The 11,828-nt window shown below is 45.5% G+C and carries 10 protein-coding genes and 1 pseudogene; 6 read left to right on the top strand and 5 right to left on the bottom strand.

The window, feature by feature from the left end; all coding sequences use genetic code 11:
• Positions 1 to 159: 159 nt before the first annotated feature.
• A complete protein-coding gene (locus tag FEK42_RS04795) occupies positions 160 to 1,392 on the top strand; it encodes a sensor domain-containing diguanylate cyclase (protein ID WP_135492405.1) in 1,233 nt (410 codons plus the stop codon).
• 30 nt (positions 1,393 to 1,422) lie between these two features.
• Here the strand turns inward: FEK42_RS04795 and smrA are convergent, their stop codons facing one another.
• Positions 1,423 to 1,986: a DNA endonuclease SmrA gene (gene smrA, locus FEK42_RS04800; protein ID WP_130208769.1), complete on the bottom strand. Its 564-nt coding sequence runs from the start codon at positions 1,984 to 1,986 to the stop codon at positions 1,423 to 1,425.
• A gap of 654 nt (positions 1,987 to 2,640) precedes the next feature.
• Between smrA and FEK42_RS22760 the strand changes: the two are divergent.
• From FEK42_RS22760 to uspE, 4 genes and pseudogenes are all read left to right on the top strand, one after another.
• Positions 2,641 to 2,782, top strand: a pseudogene (locus FEK42_RS22760) (AbgT family transporter); the annotation flags it as partial.
• 10 nt (positions 2,783 to 2,792) lie between these two features.
• The gene (gene ogt / locus FEK42_RS04805; RefSeq protein WP_130208908.1) at positions 2,793 to 3,308 is read left to right on the top strand and encodes a methylated-DNA--[protein]-cysteine S-methyltransferase; all 516 of its coding nucleotides are present in this window, start codon (positions 2,793 to 2,795) and stop codon (positions 3,306 to 3,308) included.
• A 194-nt stretch (positions 3,309 to 3,502) separates the two neighbouring features.
• The gene (gene fnr / locus FEK42_RS04810) at positions 3,503 to 4,255 is read left to right on the top strand and encodes a fumarate/nitrate reduction transcriptional regulator Fnr (RefSeq protein ID WP_000611911.1); all 753 of its coding nucleotides are present in this window, start codon (positions 3,503 to 3,505) and stop codon (positions 4,253 to 4,255) included.
• A gap of 150 nt (positions 4,256 to 4,405) precedes the next feature.
• Positions 4,406 to 5,356, top strand: a complete 951-nt coding sequence (gene uspE, locus FEK42_RS04815) for a universal stress protein UspE (RefSeq protein WP_130208771.1) — start codon at positions 4,406 to 4,408, stop codon at positions 5,354 to 5,356.
• A 50-nt stretch (positions 5,357 to 5,406) separates the two neighbouring features.
• On the opposite strand, the gene FEK42_RS04820 is transcribed toward uspE, so the two are convergent.
• Entirely contained in the window at positions 5,407 to 5,664 is a 258-nt protein-coding gene (locus tag FEK42_RS04820; RefSeq protein ID WP_130208773.1) for a DUF2534 family protein, read from the bottom strand.
• Between the two features lie 243 nt (positions 5,665 to 5,907).
• Here FEK42_RS04820 and ynaI point away from each other — a divergent pair, with 243 nt between their 5' ends.
• A complete protein-coding gene (ynaI, locus tag FEK42_RS04825) occupies positions 5,908 to 6,939 on the top strand; it encodes a low conductance mechanosensitive channel YnaI (protein WP_130208775.1) in 1,032 nt (343 codons plus the stop codon).
• A gap of 57 nt (positions 6,940 to 6,996) precedes the next feature.
• On the opposite strand, the gene FEK42_RS04830 is transcribed toward ynaI, so the two are convergent.
• The 3 genes from FEK42_RS04830 to mppA all read right to left on the bottom strand — a co-directional run bounded on the left by FEK42_RS04830 (position 6,997) and on the right by mppA (position 11,806).
• On the bottom strand, positions 6,997 to 8,922 hold the full coding sequence (locus FEK42_RS04830) for a GH25 family lysozyme (RefSeq protein ID WP_135492403.1): 1,926 nt from the start codon (positions 8,920 to 8,922) through the stop codon (positions 6,997 to 6,999).
• Between the two features lie 3 nt (positions 8,923 to 8,925).
• Positions 8,926 to 9,912 carry a GH25 family lysozyme gene (locus FEK42_RS04835; protein WP_130216102.1) on the bottom strand — a complete coding sequence of 329 codons (987 nt, stop codon included), beginning with the start codon at positions 9,910 to 9,912 and terminating at the stop codon, positions 8,926 to 8,928.
• Between the two features lie 280 nt (positions 9,913 to 10,192).
• Positions 10,193 to 11,806 (bottom strand): murein tripeptide ABC transporter substrate-binding protein MppA, encoded by a 1,614-nt coding sequence (gene mppA / locus FEK42_RS04840; protein WP_135406509.1) that lies wholly within the window; start codon positions 11,804 to 11,806, stop codon positions 10,193 to 10,195.
• Positions 11,807 to 11,828 lie beyond the last annotated feature (22 nt).

The following is an 11,828-nucleotide window of genomic DNA, read 5'->3' on the forward strand; positions in this document are numbered from 1 at the left end:
CCTGTCAAAACTAAATACAGAAAGCAAAATACTTTTCATGATTAGAAAAGGGGTAAAGTGTTAAATAGCGTCTATCATTATCAGAATTATCTGATCATTCGTGGTGGCATTTTTGCGATCAGATAACAATAGAAAATTGATAAAAATAACGGGATTTCAATGACTACGCACAACTTCAATACCCTGGACTTATTAACCAGTCCTGTCTGGATCGTTTCCCCCTTCGAGGAACGGTTAATTTATGCCAATAGCGCTGCGCAACTGTTGATGCAAGAACTCACTTTTAGTCAGCTACGAACCGGCCTCTATTCCGTCTCCTCCCAAAACGAACTACCAAAATATCTCGTAGACCTGCATAACCAACTCGATATTGTAGAAATTCTCACGGTCAAGCGTAATGGTGAAGAGACAGCACTAAGCTGTCGGTTAACCCTCAAAGAGATTGGTGATTCTGGGGAAGTGATTATATTTGAAGGGATGGAGACACCCGCAAGTCTGGGCTTAAAAGCCAGCCGATCTGCAAATTATCAGCGTAAAAAACAAGGGTTTTATGCGCGTTTTTTTCTGACTAATTCCGCGCCAATGCTGTTGATAGATCCCTCGCGTGATGGCCAAATTGTCGACGCCAATGTGGCCGCACTCAATTTCTATGGCTATAACCATGAAACAATCTGTCAGAAACACACCTGGGAAATTAATAGTCTTGGGCGTCGCGTGATGCCTGTCATGCATGAAATTTCGCGTTTACCCGGCGGACATAAACCTCTTAACTTTGTCCATAAGCTGGCAGATGGTTCCACTCGCCATGTGCAAACTTATGCCGGGCCAATTGAGATTTATGGCGACAAGTTAATGTTATGCATCGTGCATGACATTACCGAGCAAAAAAGGCTGGAACAACAACTGGAACACGCGGCTCACCATGACGCGTTGACGGGGTTACTTAACCGCCGACAATTTTATCACATCACCGAGCAAGGCCAGATGCAGCATCTCGCAATCGCTCAGGATTACAGTTTGCTGCTTATCGACACCGATCGTTTTAAGCATATTAATGACCTGTACGGTCACCAGAAAGGTGATGAAGTTTTATGCACTCTGGCTCGTACGCTCGAAAACTGCGCTCGCAAAGGCGATATGGTGTTTCGATGGGGAGGTGAAGAGTTCGTCTTGTTATTACCCAGAACTCCGCTGGATACCGCAATTTCTCTCGCTGAAACTATCCGATTGAGCGTGGCAAAAGTGAGTATTTCTGGCTTACCGCGTTTTACGGTCAGCATTGGCGTGGCACATCACGAAGGCAATGAAGGTATCGATGAATTGTTTAAACGCGTAGATGATGCGTTGTATCGGGCGAAAAATGACGGACGCAACCGCGTACTGGCGGCTTGATATTTTCAATAGCGCGGAAGCGTCAATGAATTATCGACTGCGTTTAGCGTGACGCTCCCAGTTTTCTTGTTTCGCCTGCGCTGTTTTACGCAGTGCAACGTAACACGCCCCGCTGCCGCCATGATGCGGTAGCGCGGTGCAATAAGCCTGTACATCATCAAACTCTGTCAGCCAACGTGCGACATAACTACGGACAATGTTGGCGTGAGACTTATCTTCTCTGCCTTTGCCGTGAATAATAAGTACATTACGCAAACCATCCGCCCGCGCCTGATGAATAAAACTAAACACCATTTTGCGGCACTCTTCCACCGACTGGCGAAGTAAATTCAGGCTAGCCTGTTGCGGATATTTGCCGCTGCGTAGCTTATCGATCACCCCATGTTGCAAACCTTCCCGACGAAATTCCAGGGGCTGATTTAGCGGGATGATGTCGAGAAATCCTGTGGTGAGGAAATTATCAAGTTGCAGCGTGTCTATACGCTGTGGCGCACGTTGGTTACGCACAGGATGCCAGTGGACATCAGTAGCACGTTTCAGTGGTTGGACATCTTCCATGGCGTCAAGAAACAGCGATTTGTCGTCAAGGTTCATGTAACCTCCTATGTACCTTCGCACGTCGTGATCCAGACGAGTTAATTTTTCATACATCTGATGCTTGCTGTATCGTTCACTTCGCAAGTTGAAGCAACATCTTGCTCCATACAGGCTAGTGTCCCCGCAGGCGGGGCATTTTATACCAGCCTGGTTGCAGTATCGAACAGTTTAAGCCGGGAGTGAGCCTGCACAGGCCCTAATTAAGGCGATTTGTCCATCACAGCAACCAATATATGATGACGGTAATTTGTTGCACTTCGCCTGAAATATACTTCAGCAAATCACTCTGCAATATGTTTAAACGCCGCACAGGTTAATCATCCGCTAAATTCACCAGTCGATTAACGATGCATGATTATTCAATCAGGAGATGACCGTTTTAACATATATTTTCGTGAAATCTGTCACTGAAGAAAATTGGCAACTGATGGGCAAAACCGTTATAACACTGTCACCGGCTGACAGGAAGCAGGCCGGATTCAAGACGCGGATGCACTGCTGTGTGTACTGTAGAGTCTGGCGGATGTCGACAGGCTCTATTTTTTTATTCATTTGTTTGCATTGCAGAAAACCACATTCTCGCTGGTGTCGGGAGAAGTAACGAAGCGGCAGACGCATTTAGCCCGGAAATCCACCTCAGCGCTATCGATCAAACCGGAAACTAATCCAGGTACCTACTATTCATTAGTCGTACCGTACCCTCTTATCTTCTTGTGGTATGGCTGCTAATGTTGCTTGCATGGTATCTTGTCGGTCTGCTGATTAGTCGGGGGTTTACCCACATTTATCTTAAGAGAGAACGGATGCTGAGATTACTTGAAGAAAAAATTGCCACGCCACTGGGTCCTCTGTGGGTTATTTGCGATGAACAATTTCGTCTGCGGGCGGTTGAGTGGGAAGAGTATAGCGATCGCATGGTGCAATTGCTGGACATCCATTATCGCAAAGAAGGTTATGAGCGTATTTCCGCCACCAATCCCGGCGGGTTAAGCGATAAACTTCGTGATTATTTTGCCGGTAATCTAAGCATTATTGATTCCCTACCCACTGCCACCGGCGGTACGCCATTTCAACGGGAAGTATGGAAAACGCTACGCACTATCCCGTGTGGACAGGTAATGCATTACGGTCAACTGGCAGAACAACTAGGCCGCCCAGGGGCCGCGCGTGCCGTCGGCGCAGCCAACGGTGCAAACCCGATCAGTATTGTGGTGCCTTGTCACCGGGTCATTGGCCGAAACGGCACGATGACAGGATATGCAGGCGGAGTGCAGCGAAAAGAGTGGCTATTGCGCCATGAAGGTTATCTTTTACTGTAAACATTAAGCAATTTGTGCCTGCGTGTTCACAGTTTTACGTAAAGTTACCCTTAACAATCTAAGGTTTTTCAATTAGATAGACATAAATTTACATCTATTATCGGAATTCTCCGCTGTTAAGGTTTGCTTAGACTTACTTGCTCCCTAAAAAGATGTTAAAATTGACAAATATCAATTACGGCTTGAGCAGACCTATGATCCCGGAAAAGCGAATTATACGGCGCATTCAGTCTGGCGGTTGTGCTATCCATTGCCAGGATTGCAGCATCAGTCAGCTTTGCATCCCGTTCACACTCAACGAACATGAGCTTGATCAGCTTGATAATATCATTGAGCGAAAGAAGCCTATTCAGAAAGGCCAGACGCTGTTTAAGGCTGGTGATGAACTTAAATCGCTTTATGCCATCCGCTCCGGTACGATTAAAAGTTATACCATTACAGAGCAAGGCGACGAGCAAATCACTGGCTTTCATTTAGCAGGCGATCTGGTGGGTTTCGATGCCATAGGCAGCGGTCATCATCCAAGCTTCGCCCAGGCGCTGGAAACCTCGATGGTGTGTGAAATTCCGTTCGAAACGCTGGACGATCTGTCCGGTAAAATGCCAAATTTGCGCCAACAAATGATGCGTCTGATGAGCGGCGAAATTAAAGGTGATCAGGACATGATCCTGCTGTTGTCGAAGAAAAATGCCGAAGAACGTCTGGCTGCATTTATCTATAATCTGTCCCGTCGTTTTGCCCAACGCGGCTTCTCCCCTCGTGAATTCCGCCTGACGATGACTCGTGGCGATATCGGTAACTATCTGGGCCTGACAGTTGAAACCATCAGCCGTCTGCTGGGGCGCTTCCAGAAAAGCGGCATGCTGGCAGTCAAAGGTAAATATATCACCATCGAAAATAACGATGCGCTGGCCCAACTAGCCGGTCATACACGCAACGTCGCCTGATTTTTCCGCATAACTCACTATCCTTCTGTCATATCATTAAATTTTTCTCATTTATTGATCTGGCAGAAGGTTCATCACTGTTTCATTCACCAGATCTAGGTTACTCTTTTAATACAAACTGCATTGACAGTTGTTGTAAGGAGACTCTGTATGGCTATGTATCAGAACATGCTTGTTGTTATCGATCCTAATCAGGACGATCAACCCGCATTACGGCGAGCTGTTTATTTGCATCAACGGATTGGTGGCAAAATTAAAGCCTTTTTGCCTATTTATGACTTCTCATACGAGATGACTACCCTACTCTCCCCGGATGAGCGGACCGCCATGCGTCAGGGCGTCATTAGTCAGCGTACTGCGTGGATCCACGAGCAGGCGAAATATTATCTTAACGCTGGCGTTCCCATTGAAATTAAAGTGGTCTGGCATAACCGTCCTTTCGAAGCCATCATTCAGGAAGTACTTAGCGGTGGGCACGATCTGGTGCTAAAAATGGCGCACCAACATGACCGCCTGGAAGCGGTGATTTTTACGCCAACAGACTGGCACCTGTTACGCAAATGCCCGAGCCCGGTGTGGATGGTGAAAGACCAGCCGTGGCCGGAAGGGGGTAAGGCGCTGGTGGCGGTGAATCTCGCCAGCGAAGAGCCGTATCATAATGCGCTCAATGAAAAACTGGTGAAAGAGACGATCGAACTGGCGGACCAGGTCAACCACACCGAGGTACATCTGGTTGGTGCTTATCCAGTAACCCCCATCAATATTGCGATTGAACTGCCGGAATTTGATCCAAGCGTTTATAACGATGCTATTCGCGGGCAACATTTACTGGCGATGAAAGCCCTGCGGCAGAAATTCAGCATTGACGAGAAAATGACGCATGTCGAAAAAGGTCTACCGGAAGAAGTGATTCCCGATTTAGCGGAGCATTTACAGGCAGGGATTGTGGTTCTGGGAACCGTAGGACGCACTGGTATTTCTGCGGCATTCCTTGGCAATACGGCGGAACAAGTGATTGATCATCTTCGCTGCGACCTGCTGGTGATTAAACCCGACCAATACCAGACACCTGTCGAACTGGATGACGAAGACGACGATTAATCGTTCGTCACTTACTTTCAAGGCCCGAAGTTACGGGCCTTTTCTTTTACTTACTTTTCCTCTCCACCGAGGAAATAAATACCCAGCGGGATTGCCAGTAACACGGTAAAGACCAGACTATAGACAAAAATCATCGATGACTGAATCACATACATGGATGTCGTCCATTCGGACAGCGGGATATTGTATTGTTCAATAACACCACCGATAGTCGCGCGAGTCACTACCGACGCCGCAATAATGAAAACCGCCAACAAACCTATGAGAAACTTTCTCCCTTTCGCTGACTTCAGTTTCGCCATGATCATAATATAATCCTTTTGCAGATAAACCCTTTGTTACTTGTGTGTAACAATACCATGACATTTTGGTGTTGTCTGCCCTGAAAGCAATAGATTGTCGCGTAACATATCATCAACTCGTTGATAAATTAGCTAATGTTGCTACTTCCTTCCCTGCCTATTGATGATATGCATGAATTATCGCGATAAAATAACCCCGCCAGGGGTTTCCGGCATGACGTCAACAATCTGGAGGAGCCTAATAAAACAATGATCGCTGAACTGTTTACAAATAATGCGCTTAATCTGGTCATTATTTTCGGTAGCTGCGCAGCATTGATTCTTATGAGCTTTTGGTTTCGCCGTGGAAATCATAAAAGAAAAGGATTCTTATTCCACGCAGTGCAATTTTTAATCTACACCATAATTATCAGTGCTGTTGGTAGCATCATTAATTATGTCATCGAAAACTACAAACTCAAATTTATCACACCGGACGCCGTTGATTTTATCTGTACGTCACTGATAGCCCTTATCCTGACGGTTAAGTTATTCCTTCTAATCAATCAGTTTGAACGGAAGCAGATTAAAAAAGGCCGCGATATTACCAGTGCACGGATTATGTCGCGGATCATCAAAATCAGCATCATCGTCGTCATTGTTCTGCTCTATGGCGAACATTTCGGCATGAGCCTTTCAGGCTTGCTGACTTTTGGTGGTATTGGTGGCCTTGCAGTAGGTATGGCCGGTAAGGATATTCTGAGCAACTTCTTTTCCGGCATTATGCTCTATTTTGATCGCCCCTTTAGTATTGGCGACTGGATCCGTTCTCCTGACAGAAATATCGAAGGAACGGTGGCAGAAATTGGCTGGCGAATGACTAAAATCACCACATTTGATCATCGTCCGCTGTACGTGCCGAACTCACTGTTTTCATCTATCAGCGTTGAAAACCCCGGTCGAATGACCAACCGTCGTATTACTACGACCATTGGTTTACGTTATGAAGATGCGGCTAAAGTGGGCGCTATTGTCGAAGCGGTACGCGAAATGCTTACAAATCATCCCGCCATCGACCAGCAGCAAACCCTATTGGTTTATTTCAACCAGTTTGCCGATTCGTCGCTAAATATTATGGTTTATTGTTTTACTAAAACCACGGTTTGGGCCGAATGGCTTGCCGCCCAGCAGGACGTATATTTGAAAATTATCGATATTGTACAGTCGCATGGCGCGGATTTTGCCTTCCCCAGCCAGACGTTGTATATGGAGAATAACACACTACCAGAACAGGTGAAGTAATAACCTGCAGAAACTGGATGGCGATATGCTTATTCGCCATCCAGTCTTATTTATTATTCAATTAACAGCAGCCAGCGCGACATTATTCTCGCCAGCTTTAAACTGAACATATTGTTCCTCAGTACCAAAGAAAACTTCAGACTCCGTACTGTGACCGATCCCCGGTACCGTTTCATTCCCTGAATATTGCCAAAGCGTCCAGGGATTGCGTCCTTCAAGCTTCACACCAGCTTGTCCCCAATACCCCATCCACACCATATACTGCTCGAATCGACTATCCATGAAATGTGACAGGTTATTATGATTTCCATAAAATATGGGGGTTTTGTGATAATTTTGGTAGATTAAATCGGCAAAACGCAAAATATCATTACGTGCATTAGCCATTCCCGATTTTTTAAAGCAGTTTAGTTGAGTTGTATCTTCACCTTCAGGATTTACCAATAAAATGCCGGGCGGTAACATTTTCGGCTCTGCGGGCAGGAGACTTTTTGCCGTTTCCAATTGCGCCTCAGGTGTGCGGCAAAAATCATATTTGAAATAACCTCCACGGTCAAATTTGGAATCTGCTAATTGTTTCCAGTGAGACTTAAATGATGAATCAGGACCTCTCCAGCCAACTACTCTCGCATACACAAAACGCGCAGACGATTTTTCCTGGAATAATTTCCAGTCTATTTCACCATCGTTAGAAGAAATATCATGTCCGTGAATTGGGTAAATTTCCGGCGTTTTAAAAATACGAATGTCAGGACGGTTGGGAATTGCACTTACGGGGCCATAAGGAATCTCAATCGATTTATTATCATTTTCCTGATTATCTGCGGGGACAGGGGCTGACTTATCAATCGAGAATGAGGCTACATCAATATTCGTAAACTCCCCTGCTTTACCCGCAGCCAGCTGAGTCTTATTATCCAGACGACTTGCCGCAGGTTCATTGATGAAGAAGAATCCCCCTGGACCCGCTGGCATTTCTGTTGCACCTATCCAGGCATCGCTTAAATGTAATCCTTTACCTTGTTCATCCAGTTTTTCATTAATATCTGAATATTGATCATTAACATAGATAAATAAACTCAACGTTCTGGTTATTCCTGCGTAGTATTCCTTTTTTCCATCTACTTTTACCATATACGACTTACCAAAACGTTCGTCGGCAACGCCATTCGTTACTCCTTTGATAATTGTATCGAAAAAGACACTGCCGCGCTTTGCCTCCAGTGAGTAAACCTCTGTTTTATCATCACCGGCAGCTATTGCATAGGCACCAGGATTACTGTACGAGTTAGAATTACCCGCGCCGATAGTCATGCCATACAAGCCAGAACCAAAGCAGGCATTGACTAAAGTCAGAACATGGAAATAACGCTTTGCCAGAATATTAAGTTGTGTGTTCAGAGCTGGCATTTCATACATGCCTTTTGAACCATCAATATCCGTAGCGTTGCTCAATACAAATGCAGGTGCTTTATCAGAATTACCATTTTGAGTGCCAAAACGACCATGGCCTGAATAAGCAATTAACAAGCGAGCTTTCTTATCAAACATCATCCCTCTGGCAGGTAAATATTCCTTTAAAAAATAATTAATATTATCTAATGAAGCTTCCTGATCTCTCAATAAAATAACCTCATCAAACTTCTGTCCGTTGATCAGAAAATCAGCCATTCTTTGGCCATCCACCGCGGCTGCCGGAATATCTGCATGTAATAGTGGATATTTTGAAATTGCAATAATCAACCCGATGGAGCGCGTTTTCGCTGCATCCTGATCGGGTATTTTTAACGCATCACTGATCCGGATATCCAGTTTCCCTGGGTTCTCTGGCCCATAGTGGACAAAAAAATGACAATATTCATCAGGGACCATTGCGCCATTTTTGCAAATGTCATCTGCGCGGGCATCAGTCATTCCCAGTGATATTCCTGCAATTAACAGCCCCAGGACCGTTTTACATAAATTTGGCCATCGCCTGTTCATGATTTAAAACTCCTGCACACCCAGAGTGGAATAAAACTCAGCGGTCGGGCCCTTGTATATACTGGCATCGAATTTCTGACTTGATCCCAAATTAAGCTGCGCAGCATCGGTAAACTGCCAGATTGCCCATTTTGTCTGGTTAATTGAACGCGGCGTTTCGCTGGCCTGTGCCTGATTAGAATAATCAGCCAGCCACAGATTATGTTCTGCAACCTGGGCAAAACTTTTTTCTCCGCCGACGGCATCTTTCCACCACGCCCGCGCAGTGTAGATAACCGGTTTACGCCCTAAATCGGCTTCTACCTGCGCGGTGAATGCCTTGATCATCGTGATTATTTCAGTGGGTTTACGCTTCTGCCAGCGGTCCTTACCTGTTGATGAATCTACATCCCACTCAACATCCACCGCCGGTGGCATATCTGTCGCCCTTAACCCGCCATTGGCTTTAATAACTTTAACAAACGTCATTGCCTGCTTGCGTCCCCACAATTCCGCGTCGTCTGCCGGTGTGCCACTGGAAAGAAAGTGGTAGGCCCCACGGTGAAGTTTTATCCCTCGCTCAGTATCCCCAGCCCGCTGCCAAAAACCGGCGAATTCAGGATCAACATAACGCGTTCCTTGACTGGACTTCATATACAAGAACACAGACTTATTTTTTGCCAACAGTTCGATCGGGAAGTTTTTACCGTTATGATGGCTGATATCCACACCAAATAAAGAACTGGGTCGTGGTTGATTCAATACCGAATCGTAAGCGACATCAGCCGGAAATTTAAAATATTTTTTTACCGCAAAGGAATCAAACTCTTTATCACGAGATGGATCCGATTCCAGTATTTTTACAAACAATTCTTGTCGTGAGAGATCATTCGTTAAGTTTTCCAGCCCCAACGACGTGGCATCGGGCAGTGATTCTGCGGCCAGGCTTAAAGAAGGATAATGAAGGAGTAATAACGAGATAACTAAAGGAATAGCTAAGGATTTTTTCATTTTACCACCCCATTTTAGCTGTGTGTCTGTTTGCGAATGAAAATTTTCACAAGGAACGCAATACGTCTTGCGTTGTAAAGAAAAGTAAAGCACAACTTATATTGGGAGTATGTAATACACCTTTTAAATAAAATATTTGATTATTATTTATGCTGGACATTGGCAGAAAAATTCAAATAATTATCTTGGGTGTGATTTTTATAGGGGGGATTTTAAAAAAGAAGGTATTTTATCGGGGTTGTTAAATCTGGCGCGCATAAACGCGCCAGATGACATCATATTAATGCTTCACAATATACATTGTGCGACTATACGCCACATCTTCCGGGTTATTAATTGGATAACCTTTCAACCACGGTTTGATTAATCTCCCATTGGTATACTGGTAAATCGGTGCAATAGGCGCTTGTTCTATGAGAATTTTCTCTGCCGCGTTGTAATCGGCATTGCGCGCTTTAACGGTATTTTCAGTCGACGCCTGGGCCAGCACTTTATCGTATGCCGGATTATTAAACCGTGAAATATTTCCCGAGTGCGTTGACGTTAACAGCGTCAGGAAGGTAGACGGTTCATTATAGTCCCCTACCCATGATGCGCGGATAACGTCAAAATTACCGGTGTTACGGCTATCGATATAGGTTTTCCATTCCTGATTTTGCAATTTGACGTCCACACCAAGATTCTTTTTCCACATCGACGCTACGGCAATCGCAATTTTCTGATGGTTTTCTGAAGTGTTATACAACAGCGTCAGCTTCAGCGGTTTTTGCGGACCATAACCGGCTGCGCTCAACAAAGTTTTTGCCTGCGCATTCAGTTCTTCCTGACTCATTTGTTCAAACGGCGAAGGCTCCGGCGTAAATCCGGCAGTAACATCTGGCGTAAAATGCCATGCTGGTTTTTCACCGGTGCCTAATACTTTTTCCGTCATCAGGCGGCGGTCAATCGTCATACTTAATGCCAAACGAACGCGTTGATCTGCCGTCGGACCTTTTTGCGTATTGAAGGCATAATAATAAGTCCCCAGCTGCGGCGGTGTATAAACCTGCCCTGGAATATCCTTCAACAGCTTTTGATACATATTTTTCGGGAAGGACTCAGTGATATCAATATCACCTGCAAGATAACGTTTCGTGGCAGCGGACTCCTGGTTAATCGGCAGGAAAGTCACTTTTTGCAGTACCGTTTTTGCGTTATCCCAATAATGGGTATTCGGTACAACCACCAGCTTTTCATTCACTACGCGTTCTTTAAGCACATATGCGCCGTTTCCGATAAGTTTCCCTGGTTTTGTCCAATCTTTACCGCTTTCAACGTTGGCTTTTTGCACCGGGAAGAAGGCAAAGTTGGCCGTCAAATTAACAAACCACGGCAATGGCTTATCAAGCTGGATTTTCAGGGTATGGGCATCAACGGCAGTGACGCCAAGTTGGTCAGGCGTGGCTTTACCATCAATAATCGCCTGAGCATTGTTTACCCCCGCCAGCGCGGCAAACCAGGCAAATGGGGACAACGTTTTCGGGTCTACCAGACGTTGCCAGCTATAGACAAAATCCTGCGCGGTAACCGGTGTGCCATCTGCCCATTTAGCATCATCGCGCAGGGTAAAGGTCCAGATACGGTTGTCATTGCTTTTCCACTGGGTGGCGACGCCGGGGACAATCTCCCCTTTTTCATTCTGATTCACGAGTCCTTCAAACAAATCGCGAATCACCTGAATCTCCGGCAAACCAACCGCTTTCGCGGGATCCAATGATGCAGGCTCATCCTTAATATGACGCACCAGCTCCTGCTTGTCTGCCAGTACTGTGCCGCTCGGAACATCAGCAGCATACGAAAGAGAAATGCTGCTGACTAACAGCGCACAACAAGTTACTGAAACAGAGTGCTTCATAAGTTACCCTCAAACCGACGTT

Origin of the sequence: Escherichia sp. E2748 (genome assembly GCF_005781125.1) — a bacterium.
Taxonomy (GTDB): Bacteria; Pseudomonadota; Gammaproteobacteria; order Enterobacterales; family Enterobacteriaceae; genus Escherichia.